Below are 19,807 nucleotides of genomic sequence, written 5' to 3' on the forward strand. Positions count from 1 at the left end.
CCCTTAAAAGAATATTATATTTTTCCTATTTACTTGTATAGCCAAGTCTTACTGGATGGTACAACTCATAAAATCTAATGGAAATGAAGCTATTTTTCTCGTCTTGCGATATTCGTATCTTTATCACTCCCAATTGAGGTATATTAAGTGACCGGTATCACCTTCAAAAGAAAGTTTCCGTAGAGCTTCGAGATGAGTTAATTTGTAGTACTCACTGCCGATAAAAGGAGGGTGATTACTATAGAGACATGGATTTTACGTTTATAGACACGAAAATGTAAAGGGAGATAAATTGAATGTTTGAAAATTATTTGGAAGAGGATATGGTCGTCATTCAAGGTGACTATGCTACTTCTGTTGTTATATTGTCCATTTTAATAGCCGTAATAGCCTCATATTCAGCCTTGACGATGAATGGAAGAGCGCAGAGGATTGGTTTTTTTCATCGAAATCTATGGTTAATGTTTGCTTCTATTGCTATGGGATTTGGAATATGGTCTATGCATTTTGTTGGGATGAGTGCATTCTCCTTGCCTGTTCATATGACATACAATGTTACACTGACTGTTTTATCTATTGTGCCAGCAATGGTAGCATCGTTTATAGCCTTTTATTTATCTAACCTACCGAAAAGAGGGCTTTGGGTTTATATCCTAGCTGGAGTTTCGATGGGAGCTGGTATCTCTACCATGCATTATATGGGAATGTATGCCATGGAAATGGATATCTCTTATTCTTATAACTACTTAATATTTATAGTTTCTATTGGCATATCAGTGGCAATCTCGATGTTAGCCGTCTATATTTTTTCAAACCTGCAACTTTATATGAAAAATCGTTGGATTCAATTATTTACTGCTCTAATTATGGGTTTAGCAGTATCTAGTATGCATTATACGGGTATGTCAGCAGTCACTTTTTATGTGCCGAGTGATTTTCATGCACACGCACTAGCACATGACATGGGGAATATAGGTGGTTTAGTTATCATTGTCACTGCAGGAATGGCGTTACTGCTTGGTATACTTTTTTTATTGGGTCAAATAGATCGTTATGTGGCGTACCACACGAATTTTTTTGATCCCTTTACAAAACTACCAAATCGACGACTATTTGAGCAAGATCTTCGAAAGCATTTATTTCCGGAATACTTAATCATATGGCAGCTTCATGGATTAGAAGAGCTCAATAAAGAATATAGTTATCAGTTCGTTGATGAAGTGATTAAGCTAACAGCTCAAAGATTTCAAACAATGCGACCTCCATCCTCTGAACTATATAGAATTGAAGAGAACCGCTTCGCTTTTTTGATGAAGGATGTTAAGGAAAGCTCACATGTAAAAGAAGCTATGCAGAGAATTTCTGAATATCTACAAACGCCACTCTTTATTGATGGGGAAAAAACGTATCTTTCTTCCGTTTGTGCGGTTGCAGAAGCTAACAATAAAACCGAGGCAGCAACCTTGTATGCTAACGCTTTAGCTGTTATCCGCCACTCCTCTACTAAATTTGAAAACGAGGTAATTTTCTTTGATCCAGCAATTCACACACATGCTTTTGAGCGTGAGATAGTGGATGGAATTGGTCGTGCCATTAAAATGGGGGAACTTTTCTTAGTCTATCAGCCGAAAGTTTCTCTTAAAGGGAATCAGGTGGAAGGTTTAGAAACCTTACTCAGATGGAAACACCCCATTCATGGACTACTATCTCCGGCCTTGTTTATTCCTATACTCGAATCACATAATCGAATGGAGAGAGTTACGGACTGGATAATTGAACAGGTCTGTAAACAAATCGCAAGTTGGAGAGAAGAGGGTATCTCTTTTGAACAAATTTCTATTAATATACCTGGAGACTATGTAACCTCACCAAAACTTCTCCAAGTACTACAAGCTAATATGCGGAATTATGAGGTGTCAGCCTCTCAGCTGGAGCTTGAAATAACGGAAACGAGCTTTGTTAGAAACATAGAAAAAGCAATCCAAGCTGTCATCGCTTTTCGAAAGGAAGGGCTATCCGTAGCTTTAGATGACTTTGGCACAGGAGTTTCTTCTTTGTCCTATTTAAAAAAAATGCCTATTTCCACGTTAAAGATAGACAAATCTTTTATAGATGAAATTCCAGCATCTGAAAAGGATTCGTCCATATTGGAAGCAATGATTGGGCTTGGTCAATCGCTAAAACTGACGATTGTGTTTGAAGGTGTAGAAACGAAGGAGCAAATAGAGTTCTTACGAAACACGTGCATCAAGCCGGTTGTACAAGGATATTATTACTCAAAGCCACAATCTAGTGAAGAAATAGTGTTGTGGAATCAAGTCCATTTAGCGACATCTAAAGGGTTGGCATAGAAAGCATCGAGTGAGACTCGATGCTTTTTTCAAATTAGGAAAAGATAAGTCTCAGTGGCTAACCAATTCCGCTTTAAAAAGAGGAGAGTTATTTCTGAGAAAGGCTAGTTTTTATTAACACGTCCTGGATATTAGAAAAGCTATCAATAATATAATCCGCATGGATCAGCTCAGCTTCCTGTGAAAAATCAAATCGTACACCAATAGAGAGTAGATTGTTATCTGAAGCAGCCTTAATATCTGAGGAACGGTCCCCAACTACATACCCTCGCTTTACTCCATTCTCTTTCATGACTAATGATACTAATTCAGATTTATTGCCTGATTCAACTAAATCAATGCTATACATATCTTTTATCCATCTAGTTAAATGATAATGCTCCATAATTGCCTCTAGATATGCAGTTTGTCCATTACTTGCAATATACATGGGAAAGTCCTTTGCAAGCTCCGCTAGAGTAGATTCTACACCCTCATATAATGCGCCATGACTGTTTTGAATTTGTTCGATAAGTGCCTTTTGAAAAAGTTGATTACTCTCCTCACGAACTACATCACTATGAGCTGGACATAGAGTTTCCCAAACAACGGGTAAAGGTACCCCCATGATCTCTCTGTAAGTGTCAATCGGAGTCTCTCCGCTCCATAGGCCTTTATATCGCAGTTGCTCAAAAGTAGCCTCAAGAGCAGGCTCTAATATTAGGTTTGTTTGAAACAATGTTCCATCCATATCAAAAATAATTGCTGTCTCCATTGGAACACATCCTTCCATTAAAATTTAGTATTGATTACTTATCACTATCATTTCACCTTTATAATGACGCCGTTTCGCATTGCCAAGATACTTAATAGGTTAAGGTCACCTTAAGCGTTATATTCGGCGTATCGCCTTTAAGTAATACACCATTAAGATTAAATCTGATTGATGTAAGGGGTATCCTCTTTTATGGGGAGGTTTTGTGAGGTTATGGACCATCTTAAGACTTTTACGGGCGCTTTCTGAGTTTAAGGGCCATTTCAAGACTTTTATGGGTCACTTCTTCTAGGTTTATGGGACGTTTCTTTTAAGATTATGGGACATATAATACCTTTTATGGGCGCTTTCCGAGTTTATGGGCCATCTCAAGACTTTTATGGGTCACTTCTTCTAGATTTATGGGACGTTTCTTTTAAGATTATGGGGCATATTATACCTTTTACGGGCGTTTTCTGAGTTTAAGGGCTATTTCAAGACTTTTATGGGTCACTTCTTCTAGGTTTATGGGCCGTTTCTTTTAAGATTATGGGACATCTAATACCTTTTATGGGTGCTTTCCGAGGTTGTGGGCTATCTCAAGACTTTTATGGGTCACTTCTTCTAGATTTATGGGACGTTTCTTTTAAGATTATGGGGCATATCAAAACTTTTACGAGCGCTTTCTGAGTTTAAGGGCCATTTCAAGACTTTTATGGGTCACTTCTTCTAGGTTTATGGGACATTTCTTTTAAGATTATGGGACATATAATACCTTTTATGGGCGCTTTCCGAGTTTAGGTCACATTACTACTCTTTAATATTGCAGCATGCTTTTTGATTGAAGCGACAGGCGGCGACTCCTAGGGGAAGAGCACGAGGGAGAGACTACAGGCTCGAGCCGTGCCCCCAGGAAAGCGCCCGCCGAAAGCGAAAATCTGAATTTCTAATTCTACTTAATAATGTAGAGCTTATTATGAATTAATTAATCTATATAACATTCGATTCCAATATCTAGAACTCCTTTCCCCATCCTATATGATTGAAGCGACAGGCGGCGACTCCTAGGGGAAGAGCACGAGGGAGAGACTACAGGCTCGAGCCGTGCCCCCAGGAAAGCGCCCGCCGAAAGCGAAAATCTGTGATTTCTAAATCTCCTTAATGATGTGGAGCTTATTATTAATAAATTAATATAAGTAACATTCGATTCCAATATCTAGAATTCCTTTCCCCATCCTATATGATTGAAGCGACAGGCGGCGACTCCTAGGGGAACAGCACGAGGGAGAGACTACAGGCTCGACCCGCGCCCCCAGGAAAGCGCCCTCCGAAAGCGGAAATCTGTGATTTCTAAATCGCCTTAATGATGTGGAGCTTATTATGAATTAATTAAACTATATAACATTCGATTCCAATATCTAGAACTCCTTTCCCCATCCTATATGATTGAAGCGACAGGCGGCGACTCCTAGGGGAACAGCACGAGGGAGAGACTACAGGCTCGACCCGTGCCCCAGGAAAGCGTCCGCCGAAAGCGGAAATCTGGATTTCTAATTCTACTTAACAATGCGAGATTCATTAATAAATTTATATCTATAATTCCTAAATACCATGTGCTATTAATATAATACCTTTAAAGCAATGCCTAGAAGATTAAATTATTTTTAAAAAATAACATTTTTGAAAAGAATATATATTTCCCTATTGACTGAATGCTCATTCAGTTTTAATATTGTATTAATTCATATAATTCTATTATAATGTTATTCTATTAGTAATTAGGCACATCTTAGAGGGGGAAAAGGGATGAATCCATTGTTAATCGCAAACTGGGTGTTATTCATAGGTGTTGTACTGTATGCGGTATATCTATTTGTATATCTACTACGAACGAGATATGCATACATTAAATTGGGGAAAAAAGTTGAGTTTGAAGATAATGTGAAGGAAAGACTTCGCAAAATCTGGGTGTATGTATTTGGACAAAAGAAATTATTAAAGGACAAGAAGAGTGGAGCTATTCACGTCATGTTCTTCTATGGCTTTATCTTAGTACAATTTGGAGCAATCGATTTTATCTGGAAGGGACTAGCACCTGATTCACATTTACCGCTAGGACCATTATATCCAGCATTTACATTCTTCCAAGAAATCGTAACATTAGTTATTTTAGTAGCGGTAATCTGGGCATTCTACCGTCGTTACGTAGAAAAGCTAGTTCGTTTAAAACGTGGATGGAAAAATGGTTTAGTCCTGATTTTCATCGGTGGACTAATGGTATCTGTATTAGTCGGTAACGGTATGGGAATGATCTGGCATGGCCATGAGGCAACCTGGAGTGAGCCTGTGGCATCTGCTGTTGCAACCGTTTTCCAAGGGATACCTGAGGCAGCCGCAATCACTGTGTTCTTTGTTATGTGGTGGATTCACTTATTGTTCCTATTATCTTTCTTAGTTTATATACCACAATCTAAGCATTTCCATTTAATCACTGGACCTGCAAACGTATATTTTCACCGTCTAGATAAAGTAGGTAGACTACGTCCGATTAACTTTGAAGAAGAAGAGGACGAAGAAGCAGATGAAGAGGAAATGCCAGTCTTTGGTGTAGGTCGAGTTCAAGACTTTACACAAGCACAAATGATAGACTTCTACGCATGTGTAGAATGTGGTCGTTGTACGAATATGTGTCCAGCTACAGGAACGGGTAAAATGCTTTCTCCAATGGACTTAATCGTGAAGCTTCGTGATCACTTAACATTTACTGGAGCAGTAGAAACGAAACAAAAACCATGGGTACCTTCATTAGCGTTCCAAGGAACCAAAGGAAATCAGCTAGCAATGGCAGCTGGTGCAGAAGGTGCCGTTATTGAAGACATTTACAGTCCTTCCTTAATCGGTGATGTTATCACAGAAGAAGAGATTTGGGCTTGTACGACTTGCCGTAACTGTGAAGACCAATGTCCAGTTATGAACGAGCACGTAGATAAAATTATAGACCTTCGTCGTTATTTAGTAATGACAGAAGGCAAAGTAAACCCGGATGCGCAACGTGCGATGACAAACATTGAACGTCAGGGTAATCCTTGGGGTCTTAACCGTAAAGAAAAAGAAAACTGGAGAGATGCTCGTCCAGAACTTCATATTCCAACTGTCAAAGAAGCGTCTAAAGCAGGGGAAGAGATTGAATACCTATTCTGGGTTGGGTCGATGGGATCCTTCGACAACCGTTCGCAAAAAATTGCTCTATCGTTTGCTCATCTGATGAATGAAGCAGGAGTGAAATTCGCAATTTTAGGTAACAAGGAAAAGAATTCTGGGGACACACCGCGACGTCTAGGAAACGAATTTATGTTCCAAGAATTAGCTGCAGCAAATATTAAAGAATTTGAAAAAGCAGAGATAACAAAAATAGTTACAATCGATCCTCATGCATATAATATTTTCAAAAATGAATATGGCGATTTTGGTTGGAATGGAGAAGTTCTTCACCATACAGAGTTATTATACGACTTAGTAATGGCTGGTCGCTTAAAACCTAAGCATGCGGTAAATGAAACAATTACCTTCCATGATTCCTGCTACTTGGGACGTTATAACGATGTATACGATGCACCTCGTGAAATATTAAAATCAATCCCAGGAGTTCAGCTAGTAGAAATGGCGCGTAACCGTGAAAACGGAATGTGCTGTGGCGCTGGTGGAGGCTTGATGTGGATGGAAGAGCATGTTGGTAACCGCGTAAACGTTGCTCGTACAGAACAAGCGTTAGAAGTAAAACCAACAGTCATCTCTTCTGGATGTCCGTACTGCTTAACGATGCTATCAGATGGTACGAAAGCGAAAGAAGTAGAAGATACAGTAGGGACATATGATATTGCTGAGCTTCTAGAAAAATCCATCTTCGGTGAGTCAGTGACTGAAATAGAAGAGGTAAACGAAGAACAGAATGTTCAATAATAATTGCAATCACAAATTACTTTAAGTAAACTTAAACTACTGAGGAAGGGAGTGGAAATACTCCCTTTTCTTAACAGAATTAATCGAGCGAGCGTTCAGTCAGTGATATTTTATTTAAATAATCTTGAAAGCGTATACAAATCAAAGGGGTGACTGTATTGACGAAAACAGTAATTTTGGATGGGGCACGTACAGCTTTTGGTAAGTTCGGTGGAGCACTTAGTAACTTAACAGCTTCCGATTTGGGGGGAGTTGCTATAAAAGAAGCACTTGCAAAAGCAGGTGTAAATCCTGAGCAGGTAGATGAAGTGATTATGGGGACGGTTCTACAAGCCGGGCAAGGTCAAATTCCTTCTAGACAGGCAGCTAACAAGGCAGGTATTCCTTGGAATGTTCAAACAGAAACGATTAACAAAGTATGTGCTTCTGGGATGCGAAGCGTAACGATGGCAGACCAAATTATTCGTTTAGGGGACGAAGAGGTAATCGTTGCTGGGGGAATGGAGTCTATGTCCAACGCTCCATACTATTTGCCGAAAGGTAGATTTGGTTTAAGAATGGGCGATGGCCAAATGGTCGACGGAATGATTTACGATGGTCTTTCTTGTTCATTCCATCCAAAGCGTGTTCATATGGGAACTTACGGAAATTCAACTGCTGAGACGTTTGAGTTATCACGTGAAAAGCAAGATGAATGGTCATACAGAAGTCATAGCCTTGCGTTGAAAGCGATTGAATCTGGAATATTTGCAGAAGAAATTGTTCCTGTTGAAATTCCCCAACGGAAAGGTGATCCTATTGTGGTAAATCAGGATGAGGCTCCTCGAGCGGACACTTCTGTTGAATCACTTGGCAAGCTAAAGCCTGCGTTTGGAAAAGAAGGTTCTATTACAGCAGGTAACGCACCTGGAGTAAACGATGGTGCCTGCGCACTTATACTGACGAATGAAGAAAAAGCAAAGGAACTTGGAAAAGAGCCACTAGCATATATAGTTGGCCACACTGCCATTGCAATTGAGCCAGAAAACTTTCCACAAACTCCGGGGCTTGTTATTAACAAGCTACTTGAGAAAACAGGGAAATCTATTGACGACATTGATTTGTTTGAGATCAACGAGGCTTTTGCGGCAGTTGCGTTAGTGAGCAGCCAAATTGCTGGTTTATCAGAGGACAAAGTGAACGTGAACGGTGGGGCTGTTGCATTAGGTCATCCAATTGGAGCATCTGGTGCACGAATTATACTTACTCTTGCGTATGAATTGAAGCGTAGAGGGGGAGGCATCGGAATAGCTGCCATCTGTTCAGGTGGAGGCCAAGGAGATGCCATCATGATTGAAGTTCCAAAAACAGGGGGAAATCTAGCATGAACATTCAAAAGGTAATGGTAATAGGCGCAGGACAAATGGGATCGGGAATTGCACAAGTCTGTGCACAGGCAGGCTATGAAGTGAAGCTAAATGACCGAGAAGAAAAATTCTTTGAGCGAGGCTTTCAAACAATCTCCAAAAATCTTTCTAGAAATGTAGAAAAGGGAAGAATGACCGAGGACGACAAACAAGCGGTTTTAAATAAAATCAGTAAGTCACTATCTATTGACGATGCAAATGACGTAGATATTGTCATCGAAGCAGCTGTTGAAAACATGGAAATCAAACAATCTATTTTTAAACAACTAGATGCTATTGCACCAGCTCATGCTATTTTAGCAACGAATACGTCATCACTTCCAATCACAGAAATTGCAGCAGCTACCAATCGTCCAGAACAAGTTATTGGCATGCATTTTATGAATCCAGTACCCGTGATGAAGCTCGTTGAAATTATTAGAGGTCTTGCAACTAATGATGAAGTTTATGCGGCGATAGAGGAAATGACGAAAAAGTTAAGTAAGGTTCCTGTTGAAGTAAATGACTTCCCAGGATTTGTTGCAAATCGTGTATTAATGCCAATGATCAATGAGGCAATTTATACATTATACGAAGGGGTAGCAACGAAAGAAGCAATCGATGATGTCATGAAGATGGGCATGAATCATCCAATGGGACCTCTGCAGCTAGCAGACTTTATCGGTTTAGATACTTGCTTGTATATTATGGAAGTGCTTCATGAAGGATTTGGTGACAGCAAGTATAGACCGTGTCCGTTATTGCGTAAATACGTGAAGGCTGGATGGCTAGGGAAGAAAACTGGAAGAGGCTTCTATATCTACGAATAACCAACAAAGGGGATTTATTAATGGAGTTAACATTCACTGAAGAGCAGCTAATGATGCGCAGCATGGTTCGTGATTTTGCAAAAGCCGAAATAGAGCCTTTTATTGAACGGATGGAGCAAGGGGAGTTCCCTCGTGAAATTATAAAAAAAATGGGTGAGCTAGGTTTAATGGGGATTACGATACCAGAGAAGTACGGTGGATCGGAGATGGACTTTACTAGCTATGTGATTGCCATCAATGAATTATCCAAGGTAAGTGCGGTTGTAGGGGTTATCCTTTCTGTACATACATCCGTAGGGACGAATCCAATTCTTTACTTTGGTAATGAAGATCAAAAACAGAAGTACATCCCAAAGCTTGCATCTGGCGAGTATCTTGGAGCATTTTGCTTAACAGAGCCGTCTGCTGGGTCGGATGCAGGTGCTCTTAAAACGAAAGCAGTCAAAAAAGACGATCAGTATGTGCTTAATGGATCCAAGGTCTTTATAACAAATGGTGGAGAGGCAGATGTTTACATCGTATTTGCTTCGACGGATGCTTCGCAGGGCTCTCGTGGAATTTCCGCATTTATCGTGGAGAAGGACACACCAGGTTTTATCATTGGAAAAGACGAACACAAGATGGGCTTGCATGGATCGAGAACAGTCCAAATCACCTTCGAGGATATGAAAATCCCAGTAGAGAACCTACTTGGAGAAGAGGGCGAGGGCTTTAAGATTGCTATGGCCAACTTAAACACTGGACGTATCGGAATTGCAACTCAAGCTCTAGGCATTGCCGAAGCAGCTTTCGAAGCAGCGGTAGGATATGCAAAGGAGCGCGTCCAATTTGGTAAGCCAATTGCTGCAAACCAAGGAGTCGGATTCAAGCTTGCAGACATGGGGACAGCAGTTGAGGCAGCTAGATTACTAGTTTACCGAGCAGCCAATATGCGAGATAGAGGGCTTCCTTGTGGGAAAGAAGCATCGATGGCTAAGCTATTCGCTTCTAAAACAGCGGTAGACGTAGCAATTGAGGCGGTTCAGGTATTTGGCGGCTATGGTTACACAGAGGATTATCCTGTAGAACGCTACTTCCGCGATGCAAAGATTACCGAAATTTACGAGGGTACAAGTGAAATCCAACGAATCGTTATTAGCAAACATTTGATGAATTGAGAAATCACTGAATAGAAAACTAGATGAAGGTTACCATTCTCGACCATCCATACCTTGCAGCTTTAACAAATATTGAATGTAGCAGGTTAATAATTAAAAGTTAGGTAGGATGTTATGTATCGAAAGTTAAGTAATATCGATTTTAGCTATTTTATTGGTCAGAAGGTTGAAGAAGTAAATACAGAAAAGAATATAGTTTTTGGAATGGATTTTGAATCAGGATTTTTAACAATTGAATGTCCTTGGAGAATCCGATTTGCTAATGAAGTTGCGATTGGTTACTCCGATGTTCTCCATTCACCCGGGAAGTTTTCACACAAAGGTGCTAAACAAATATTACTGGGAAAGAGAATCGTGAATATATTTCACTTCGAACATGTATCTGACCTAATTGTGGAATTTGAAAACAGTATTTATCTTGAAATATTCCACGACAGTTCTTATTACGAAGGATGGCAGTTAGGTACCGAGAAGGGATTATATTTGTTTACTTTGCCTGGAGGCTCTTACAGCGATTAATAAATAGACTAGGTGAACCACCAACAACCATCTGAAAATCACAAAAAAACATAGAAAAAGGCGGAGTGTACAATGAATTTTCAACTAACAGAAGAGCATGAAATGATTCGTAAAATGGTACGTGACTTTGCAGTAAATGAAGTTGCACCAACAGCAGCTGAACGTGATGAAGAGGAGCGCTTTGATCGTGAGATTTTCGACAAAATGGCGGAGCTTGGATTAACAGGAATTCCATGGCCTGAGGAATACGGCGGAATTGGATCAGATTATTTAGCCTACTGTATCGCAGTAGAAGAGCTATCACGAGTTTGTGCATCTACAGGAGTAACGCTTTCTGCACACACATCTTTAGCTGGATGGCCAATATTCAAATATGGAAATGAAGAGCAAAAGCAAAAATATCTTCGTCCAATGGCAGAAGGAACAAAAATTGGTGGTTACGGATTAACAGAAGCAGGTTCTGGTTCCGATGCAGGTGGCATGAGAACAACTGCTAAATTAGATGGAGATCATTATGTGCTAAATGGCTCTAAAATCTTTATTACGAACGGCGGGATTGCAGACATTTATGTAGTGTTTGCTGTTACAGATCCAGAATCTAAGCATAAAGGAACAAGTGCATTTATCGTAGAAGCTGGTTTTGAAGGATTCTCAGTTGGGAAAAAAGAGAACAAGCTAGGAATACGTTCATCGCCTACAACAGAAATCATCTTTGAAAACTGCCGTGTGCCTAAGGAAAATCTATTAGGTCAGGAAGGTGAAGGATTCATCATCGCTATGAAAACGTTAGATGGCGGTCGTAACGGTATCGCTGCTCAAGCGGTTGGTATTGCTCAAGGTGCTTTAGATGCTTCCGTTAGCTATGCGAAAGAGCGTGTACAGTTTGGCAAGCCAATTGCTGCGAACCAAGGAGTTTCCTTTAAGCTAGCAGACATGGCAACATCAATTGAAGCTTCACGGTTACTTACTTATCAAGCTGCTTGGTTAGAATCTAATGGACTTTCCTACGGGAAGGAATCTGCAATGGCGAAGCTAATGGCTGGAGATACAGCTATGAAAGTAACAACAGAAGCGGTGCAGGTATATGGTGGATACGGATATACGAAGGACTATCCAGTAGAACGTTTTATGCGTGATGCTAAAATAACTCAAATTTATGAGGGTACACAAGAAATTCAACGTCTTGTTATCTCTCGTATGCTTACTAAGTAACATGGACAAAAAACACGAAGTATTGACCTCTGTAAAGGACGGAAACTTAATTGAAAAAAGACGTCAGCAAATGATTCGAGCAGCTGTCACTTTATTCAAACAAAAGGGCTTTCACCGGACTACTACAAGAGAGATTGCGAAGGAAGCGGGCTTTAGTATAGGCACGCTTTATGAATATATCCGTACCAAGGAGGATGTACTCTATTTAGTTTGCGATAGTATTTATCATGAGGTTCATGGAAGACTTTCAGAATTTCAGCCTGAAAAAGGCACGACGATGGAGGACTTGAAGAATGCAATATATCACTATTATGGGGTAATAGATGATATGTCAGATGAGTTTGTCGTCATGTACCAGGAATCCAAGTCGTTACCGAAAAAAGCACTCGAATATGTATTAACTAAAGAGCTAGAAATGGTGGATATATTCCATAAAATCATGGTTGGCTGTATTGAGGCTGGGGAGCTAAAGCTAACTGCGGAGCAGGCTAAACTATATGCTCATACCTTGGCTGTCCAAGGGCAAATGTGGGCATTTAGAAGATGGGCCTTACGCAAGGAATTTACCATCGAGCAATTTACAGATCTACAAGTGCAGTTATTACTCAGTGGGATGGGTAAAGCGAAGGACGTTCTTTAAATTAGTCCAGGGTTTGGAATAAATGTTCACACAAACAAGGAGGAACAACATGTCTAAGGTAGAAGTATATCGTCCAAAAAATCATGTTCGTTTTGTAACGGCGTCGAGTCTTTTTGACGGTCATGATGCATCCATCAATATTATGCGCCGCATTTTACAGGCGAGCGGAGCAGAGGTGATCCACCTAGGCCACAATCGTTCGGTTGAAGAGGTTGTTAATGCTGCTATACAAGAGGATGTTCAAGGGATTGCCATCTCTTCCTATCAAGGAGGACATGTCGAGTATTTTAAATATATGAAGGACTTACTTGCCGAAAGGGGAGCACCTCATATTCGTATATATGGTGGTGGCGGTGGAGTAATTATCCCAAAAGAAATTAAAGAACTGCAGGAATATGGTATTTCCGGAATATTTTCACCTGAAGACGGTCGAAAGCTCGGACTGCAAGGGATGATCAACAAAATGCTAATGGAGTGCGATGTTCCAACAGAGCATTCAGGAGCAAAAGAAACAATCGAGAAAGTTACAACTGAAAATCCGGAGGTACTCGCTCATCTGATTACACTAGCAGAAGAGGCACATCACACCAAGGATTCCGAAACGAAGAGTATGCTTGAGCTGGCACAAGGCTTGTCTAAGAATACTCCAGTGCTAGGGATCACGGGTACAGGTGGTGCAGGGAAAAGCTCATTAACGGATGAACTGATCCGTCGCTTTCTTCAGGAATTGCCAGATAAAAAAATAGCAGTTTTATCGATTGATCCTACAAAGCAAAAAACTGGTGGGGCTCTGCTTGGAGACCGTATCCGTATGAATGCTATTTTCAATAAACGAGTATTTATGAGAAGCTTAGCTACTCGTGGATCACGAACAGAATTATCAGGCGCAATAGCAGATGTATTAGATGTTGTGAAGGTTGCCGGCTATGATCTGATTGTCGTAGAGACAAGTGGAATCGGTCAAGGGGATGCTGAAATTACGAATGTTTCTGACCTCTCTATGTACGTCATGACTAGTGAGTTTGGAGCACCGTCTCAACTAGAAAAAATTGATATGATTGACTATGCAGACTTAATCGTTATCAATAAATTCGAACGAAAAGGCTCTGAGGATGCATTAAGACAGGTGCAAAAGCAGTATCAACGCAGCCGTGAGCTATGGGATGTGGAGCTGGACAAAATGCCAGTTTACGGTACAATTGCTAGCCAGTTCAATGACAAAGGGACTAACTCATTATTTGCGGCATTAATCGATACGTTGAATAAAAAGTTGGGCACAGATTGGGCAACATCTTATGATCAGTTTGTGAAAACACAAAAGCAAAATGTCATTATCCCTAACGATCGCAGGTACTACCTTCGTGAAATTACGGACACAGTTAGAGGCTATCATAATAAGTCTCAAGAGCAGGTAGAGTTTGCTAGACGATTGTTCCAACTAGAGGGTGCAATTGACGAGGTTAAGAAAAAAACTGCAGACGATGCTTTAATTCATTCATTAGAATCCCTAGCCGAGGGCATAAAAGATGAATTAACGGCAGAATCAAAACGTATTTTAGACAACTGGCAGGCACTAAAAGATGCGTATGCAGGAGATGAGTTTGTCACAAAGATTCGTGATAAAGAAATTCGTACAATTCTACGTACGGAAAGCTTGTCTGGCTTGAAAATCCCTAAGGTCGCTCTACCGAAATTTGTCGATTACGGGGAGATTTTGAAATGGGTTTATAAAGAAAATGTACCAGGATCGTTCCCTTATACTGCAGGGGTATTTCCTTTCCGTAGAGAAGGAGAGGATCCTAAGCGTCAGTTTGCAGGAGAAGGAACCCCAGAGCGTACTAACCGTCGTTTCCATTATTTATCTAAGGATGATGATGCAAAGCGATTGTCTACAGCGTTTGACTCCGTAACGCTTTACGGAGAAGATCCAGATTATCGCCCAGATATTTACGGCAAGGTCGGGGAATCTGGTGTTAGTATATGTACATTAGAGGATATGAAAAAGCTTTATGCTGGCTTTGACTTATGTGCGCCATCCACGTCTGTGTCGATGACCATCAACGGGCCAGCTCCGATTATTTTGGCAATGTTTATGAACACGGCAATTGACCAGCAGGTTCGCCTAAAGGAAGAAGAGCTAGGTAGAACATTGACGGTAGAAGAATTCACTCATGTGAAGGAAGCAACATTGCAAGTCGTTCGCGGTACCGTGCAGGCAGACATTCTAAAAGAAGATCAAGGACAAAATACGTGTATCTTCTCGACAGAATTCGCACTTCGAATGATGGGGGACATCCAACAATACTTTATCGACCATAAGGTTAGAAATTACTATTCTGTATCTATTTCTGGTTACCATATTGCAGAGGCAGGGGCAAATCCTATTTCCCAGCTGGCATTTACTATGGCAAACGGTTTTACGTACGTAGAGTATTATTTAAGCCGTGGGATGAATATTGATGAATTTGCACCTAATCTATCATTCTTCTTCTCAAACGGGCTAGATCCAGAATACACGGTGATTGGTCGCGTTGCCCGTCGTATATGGGCTGTGGTTATGCGTGAAAAGTATGGTGCAAATGAGAGAAGCCAGAAGTTAAAGTACCATGTGCAAACATCGGGGAGAAGTCTCCATGCCCAAGAGATAGATTTCAATGATATACGTACAACGCTTCAGGCCTTGATGGCATTGCAAGATAACTGTAACTCGCTCCATACAAACGCGTATGACGAGGCAATCACCACTCCTACAGAGGAATCTGTACGTCGTGCCATGGCTATCCAGATGATTATTACAAAAGAGCATGGTTTATCGAAAAACGAAAACTCTTTACAAGGCTCCTATGTAGTGGAAGAGCTGACGGACCTTGTAGAAGAAGCAGTTCTAACGGAATTTGATCGTATCAATGACCGTGGCGGTGTTCTTGGAGCCATGGAAACTCAGTATCAGCGTGGTAAAATTCAAGAAGAGTCTATGTATTATGAGATGAAGAAGCATACAGGGGAACTTCCGATTATAGGGGTTAACACCTACTTAAATCCAAACCCTGCTTCTGAAGATGATATAGACAATATGGAACTTGCTCGTGCATCCAAAGAGGAAAAAGAAACTCAAATAAATAATTTAAGAGACTTCCAAGCTAAGCATGAAGCTAAAGTGGAGCATGCATTAGAGCGCTTGAAGCAAGTTGCAATGAGTGGTGGCAATATCTTCGAAGAGCTGATGAGCACAGTCCAAATGGCTAGCTTAGGTCAAATTACTAACGCTCTTTATGAGGTCGGCGGTCAATATCGAAGAAATATGTAAAAATATTAGTGTCTCTAAGTATATTAGAGGCACTTTTTTATTATATTTTTTGTATAATGTATATATAAAGTCGTAGAGGAGAAGTGTGATGAAAAAGCCTGTTCAAATTATGGTTATAATTGTTCTCCTTTTAACGACAGTTTGGTTGTATAATAAAAGACTCGCTTCCATACCGTTACTCTTGCTTTCTTTTTATTTATTTTCTATAGTTGGTAGGAAAATATCTCTTTTCAAAAAGAATAAATGAATGTAGCATATAACTTAATTGTTTGTATATAATGGAAAGTATGCAAGCGGACATAGAAAGGACGTGCACGATTTGAATTTTCGTGAAATGACAACAGCACAATTACAAGAAGAATCACTAATAGATATTGGATTTGCAATACTAGAAGATAAGAAAAATTCTTTAACATTAACAGAATTATTTGATGAGATTCAAAAGTTGAACGGCTTTACAGATGAAGAGATGGCAGATCGTAAGCCACAATTCTATACAGACATGAATATTGATGGACGTTTCCTAGCAATTGCTGAAAACCAATGGGGCCTTAGAGAGTGGTATCCAGTGGAACAAATTGAAGAAGAAACTGCTCCAACTGTAAAAGTACGTAAGAAGAAAACAAAAGCAGTAGATGATTTAGACGACTTGGATGATTTGGATGAGGATGAAATTATCTTCGAAGAAGAATTCGATGAATTTATTGAAGATGACGACGAAGACGATGATGACGACGAAGACGATGATGTAGTAGCAATCGATTTCGTGGAAGCGGAAATTGATGAAGTAGACGTAATCGAGGAAGATTTAATCGACGAAGACGACGAAGACTTTGAAATCATTGATGATGAAGATCTAGATGATGATGAAGAATTAGACGAGGAAGAATAATTCTTGACTTCTTCTAGCAAACGCTATAAGATTTTATTGGGCTCTTTTTGAAGAGACATACTCATGTGCATACGCGCTCCCCTGCTAAAACCAGCAGGAGGAGCGCTTTTTATTATTGGAACACGATAAATAGGAGGAACGACAATGACTAAATTTATTTTTGTTACTGGTGGGGTTGTATCTTCGCTTGGTAAAGGTATTACAGCTGCGTCTCTTGGACGTTTATTAAAAAATAGAGGATTGAAAGTAACTATTCAAAAATTCGATCCTTACATCAATCTAGACCCTGGAACAATGAGTCCATATCAACATGGGGAAGTTTTCGTAACAGACGATGGCGCAGAAACAGACTTAGATTTAGGTCACTATGAGCGCTTCATCGACATCAATCTGAACAAATACTCTAACATCACAACAGGTAAAGTGTATTCGTCAGTTTTAAGAAAAGAACGTCGTGGAGATTATAACGGAGGAACTGTACAAGTCATTCCTCATATTACAAATGAAATAAAAGAAAGATTATTCCTTGCTGCGAGAGAAACTCAAGCTGACATCGTGATTACGGAGATTGGTGGAACGGTAGGAGATATAGAATCCCTTCCTTTCCTAGAAACAATCCGCCAAATGAAGCGTGATGTTGGAAGTAATAATGTAATGTACATCCACTGTACATTAGTACCATTTATCAAAGCTGCTGGTGAGATGAAAACAAAACCAACTCAGCACAGTGTTAAAGAGCTTAGAAGCTTAGGTATTCAACCAAATGTCATTGTTGTTCGCTCTGAAATGCCTGTACCACAAGATATGAAAGATAAAATCGCGTTATTCTGTGATATTAAACCAGAAGAAGTAATTGAATGTATCGATGCAGATTCTTTATATGAAATTCCTTTAAACCTACAAGCTCAGCATTTAGACCAAATCGTTGTAGATCACTTCCAGCTTACTACGCCAGAAGCAGATATGACGGACTGGATAGGATTAGTAGATCAAGTAAAATCATTATCGAAAAAAGTTCGTATTGCTCTAGTAGGTAAATACGTAGAGCTTCAAGATGCATACATTTCTGTTGTAGAAGCAATGAAACATGCTGGATATGCATTTGATGCAGATGTTGAGATTAAATGGGTAAATGCAGAGCACGTAAGCAATGAAAATGTTGCTGAAATTCTTTCTGACGTAGATGGTATCCTTGTCCCTGGTGGATTTGGAGATCGCGGAGTAGAAGGTAAAATTGCAGCGATTAAATTTGCTCGAGAAAACAAAGTACCTTTCTTCGGTATCTGTCTAGGTATGCAATTAGCAACAGTTGAATATGCTCGTAACGTGTTAAACCTAGAAGGAGCACACTCAACTGAGTTAGATCCAAGTACACCACACTCTATTATTGATCTATTGCCAGAACAAAAAGACGTAGAGGACCTTGGTGGTACACTTCGTCTAGGGTTATATCCATGTAAACTAACACCTGGCTCTAAAGCGCAAGAAGCATACGGCGAAGAGCTTGTATATGAGCGTCACCGTCACCGCTATGAATTCAACAATGAGTTCCGTGAGCAATTCGAGGCTGCTGGATTTATGTTCTCTGGGACAAGCCCAAATGGTCGTTTAATCGAAATCGTTGAGCTTCCTGAGCATCCTTTCTTCGTAGCATCTCAGTTCCATCCGGAATTTGTGTCTCGCCCGCAGCGTCCACAACCATTATTCCGTGAATTCATTAAAGCTTCCGTTGGAGAATAATTTAAGATAGAAAAATGAAAGCATCGAGCACTTTACTCTTTTGTAAAATGTTCGATGCTTTTTTGTACTTAAAAGTGATAATTTCACATAAACAGTAATGTAATTATTATACATTATAGGTTATAATAGGATTAGTGGAGTGGGGAAGGAAGAGTCAAATAGAAATTTCTATTATAAATCATATAAATTTAAAATATTCCGATTACATATGAAACTTTGATGTAAGATAATAAGTCTACTATACATAAAGGGTTTTTTGGTGAGAGCGAGTTAGCAGGCAAGGGAATGTAGTAAAAAGTGGACTCATTGTCATAAAGTAGCCGGTCATTGTAGTAAAATACCGTTCTATTGTCGTAAAACTAGTCAGAGCGAACTAGCAGAAGGAAGAAATAATCTTTTAAGAAACAAACAACCGTTAAAGTCATGAGGCACGCACCAATTCTAGTGAATAATGTTTGTATATTTTTATCATTAAAAAAGGCTAGCTTTTGGCAGCTAGCCTTTTATACCTAATATTTATTCCTCACTTTTAAGTATTTCGTCGATTTGTAATTTAACAGCCTCATATACGAACAATCCAGCGAGTGCGTGTGGGAAAACTACTCTAGAGCCATCTTCAGCAGGAAGTAGCCCTTTAGAAATCTTTAAGGATATATATGTATATGCAAGATCAAATAACACATTATCGTCCCCAGCTGGCTCGCTAGTTAGGACGCCAAAAGGGATAAACTGCTCACTTAAGCTTTTAGCAAGCGTAATTGCCTCATCATTAAGAGCGGAGCGAGTAATGATCCAAACTCTGTCTGCGCTAGTAAACGCTACGTCAGGACTCCATCTTTCCATTTTTGGAAAAGGCTCAGTAGCATATTGTGCATTTATCGCAATGCTATGCATTTCATCAAAAGTTGCAAAATAGATTTTCCCTTCCCCTGCCGCTGCTTGTGCAAGGAGGCGAGCGGTTTCTTCTATGCTTTCTTCCTCAGAGCTAGCAATTCTTTGGAGCAGCCCGGATAGTTGTGTTGTTAACATTTTCATTCTTTTCACCTCCAAATTATTATATAAGAATTTGGATAATCATTGT

Annotated in this window: 13 protein-coding genes; 11 read left to right on the top strand and 2 right to left on the bottom strand. The window is 39.9% G+C overall.

Features of this window, described 5'->3' with window-relative positions; genetic code table 11:
- Window positions 1-296: 296 nt before the first annotated feature.
- Window positions 297-2,351 carry an EAL domain-containing protein gene (locus NSQ95_RS03080; RefSeq protein WP_342560242.1) on the top strand — a complete coding sequence of 685 codons (2,055 nt, stop codon included), beginning with the start codon at window positions 297-299 and terminating at the stop codon, window positions 2,349-2,351.
- Between the two features lie 88 nt (window positions 2,352-2,439).
- On the opposite strand, the gene NSQ95_RS03085 is transcribed toward NSQ95_RS03080, so the two are convergent.
- A complete protein-coding gene (locus NSQ95_RS03085) occupies window positions 2,440-3,105 on the bottom strand; it encodes an HAD hydrolase-like protein (RefSeq protein ID WP_342560243.1) in 666 nt (221 codons plus the stop codon).
- A gap of 1,785 nt (window positions 3,106-4,890) precedes the next feature.
- Here NSQ95_RS03085 and NSQ95_RS03090 point away from each other — a divergent pair.
- From NSQ95_RS03090 to NSQ95_RS03135, 10 genes are all read left to right on the top strand, one after another.
- Complete coding sequence (locus NSQ95_RS03090; protein WP_340885443.1) at window positions 4,891-7,044, top strand: (Fe-S)-binding protein; 2,154 nt, start codon at window positions 4,891-4,893, stop codon at window positions 7,042-7,044.
- Window positions 7,045-7,202: 158 nt separating this feature from the next.
- On the top strand, window positions 7,203-8,411 hold the full coding sequence (locus NSQ95_RS03095) for an acetyl-CoA C-acetyltransferase (protein ID WP_340885440.1): 1,209 nt from the start codon (window positions 7,203-7,205) through the stop codon (window positions 8,409-8,411).
- Complete coding sequence (locus tag NSQ95_RS03100) at window positions 8,408-9,259, top strand: 3-hydroxybutyryl-CoA dehydrogenase (protein ID WP_342560244.1); 852 nt, start codon at window positions 8,408-8,410, stop codon at window positions 9,257-9,259. Before NSQ95_RS03095 ends, NSQ95_RS03100 begins: the two co-directional genes overlap by 4 nt.
- 20 nt (window positions 9,260-9,279) lie before the next feature.
- Window positions 9,280-10,416 carry an acyl-CoA dehydrogenase gene (locus tag NSQ95_RS03105; protein WP_342560245.1) on the top strand — a complete coding sequence of 379 codons (1,137 nt, stop codon included), beginning with the start codon at window positions 9,280-9,282 and terminating at the stop codon, window positions 10,414-10,416.
- Between the two features lie 114 nt (window positions 10,417-10,530).
- The gene (locus NSQ95_RS03110) at window positions 10,531-10,935 is read left to right on the top strand and encodes a DUF6188 family protein (protein WP_342560246.1); all 405 of its coding nucleotides are present in this window, start codon (window positions 10,531-10,533) and stop codon (window positions 10,933-10,935) included.
- Between the two features lie 72 nt (window positions 10,936-11,007).
- Entirely contained in the window at window positions 11,008-12,147 is a 1,140-nt protein-coding gene (locus tag NSQ95_RS03115; protein WP_342560247.1) for an acyl-CoA dehydrogenase, read from the top strand.
- A 1-nt stretch (window position 12,148) separates the two neighbouring features.
- Window positions 12,149-12,787, top strand: a complete 639-nt coding sequence (locus tag NSQ95_RS03120; RefSeq protein ID WP_169359442.1) for a TetR/AcrR family transcriptional regulator — start codon at window positions 12,149-12,151, stop codon at window positions 12,785-12,787.
- Window positions 12,788-12,836: 49 nt separating this feature from the next.
- Window positions 12,837-16,094 carry a fused isobutyryl-CoA mutase/GTPase IcmF gene (gene icmF / locus NSQ95_RS03125; RefSeq protein WP_342560248.1) on the top strand — a complete coding sequence of 1,086 codons (3,258 nt, stop codon included), beginning with the start codon at window positions 12,837-12,839 and terminating at the stop codon, window positions 16,092-16,094.
- Window positions 16,095-16,413: 319 nt separating this feature from the next.
- Window positions 16,414-16,986: a DNA-directed RNA polymerase subunit delta gene (rpoE, locus tag NSQ95_RS03130; RefSeq protein WP_342560249.1), complete on the top strand. Its 573-nt coding sequence runs from the start codon at window positions 16,414-16,416 to the stop codon at window positions 16,984-16,986.
- A gap of 144 nt (window positions 16,987-17,130) precedes the next feature.
- The gene (locus NSQ95_RS03135) at window positions 17,131-18,726 is read left to right on the top strand and encodes a CTP synthase (RefSeq protein ID WP_340885422.1); all 1,596 of its coding nucleotides are present in this window, start codon (window positions 17,131-17,133) and stop codon (window positions 18,724-18,726) included.
- Window positions 18,727-19,242: 516 nt separating this feature from the next.
- Here NSQ95_RS03135 and NSQ95_RS03140 read toward each other — a convergent pair.
- Window positions 19,243-19,761, bottom strand: coding sequence for a DUF2529 family protein (locus tag NSQ95_RS03140; protein WP_340885419.1), 519 nt, complete (start codon window positions 19,759-19,761; stop codon window positions 19,243-19,245).
- Between the last annotated feature and the right edge of the window lie 46 nt (window positions 19,762-19,807).

Source organism: Psychrobacillus sp. FSL W7-1457, from assembly GCF_038593405.1.
GTDB lineage: Bacteria > Bacillota > Bacilli > Bacillales_A > Planococcaceae > Psychrobacillus.

Coding starts and splice junctions, on each gene's coding strand:
- icmF (WP_342560248.1), top strand. CDS start 12,837: ATGTCTAAGGTAGAAGTATATCGTCCAAAAAATCATGTTCGTTTTGTA.
- NSQ95_RS03135 (WP_340885422.1), top strand. CDS start 17,131: ATGACTAAATTTATTTTTGTTACTGGTGGGGTTGTATCTTCGCTTGGT.
- NSQ95_RS03085 (WP_342560243.1), bottom strand. CDS start 3,105: ATGGAGACAGCAATTATTTTTGATATGGATGGAACATTGTTTCAAACA.
- NSQ95_RS03140 (WP_340885419.1), bottom strand. CDS start 19,761: ATGAAAATGTTAACAACACAACTATCCGGGCTGCTCCAAAGAATTGCT.
- NSQ95_RS03100 (WP_342560244.1), top strand. CDS start 8,408: ATGAACATTCAAAAGGTAATGGTAATAGGCGCAGGACAAATGGGATCG.
- NSQ95_RS03120 (WP_169359442.1), top strand. CDS start 12,149: ATGGACAAAAAACACGAAGTATTGACCTCTGTAAAGGACGGAAACTTA.
- NSQ95_RS03090 (WP_340885443.1), top strand. CDS start 4,891: ATGAATCCATTGTTAATCGCAAACTGGGTGTTATTCATAGGTGTTGTA.
- NSQ95_RS03080 (WP_342560242.1), top strand. CDS start 297: ATGTTTGAAAATTATTTGGAAGAGGATATGGTCGTCATTCAAGGTGAC.
- NSQ95_RS03110 (WP_342560246.1), top strand. CDS start 10,531: ATGTATCGAAAGTTAAGTAATATCGATTTTAGCTATTTTATTGGTCAG.
- NSQ95_RS03105 (WP_342560245.1), top strand. CDS start 9,280: ATGGAGTTAACATTCACTGAAGAGCAGCTAATGATGCGCAGCATGGTT.
- NSQ95_RS03115 (WP_342560247.1), top strand. CDS start 11,008: ATGAATTTTCAACTAACAGAAGAGCATGAAATGATTCGTAAAATGGTA.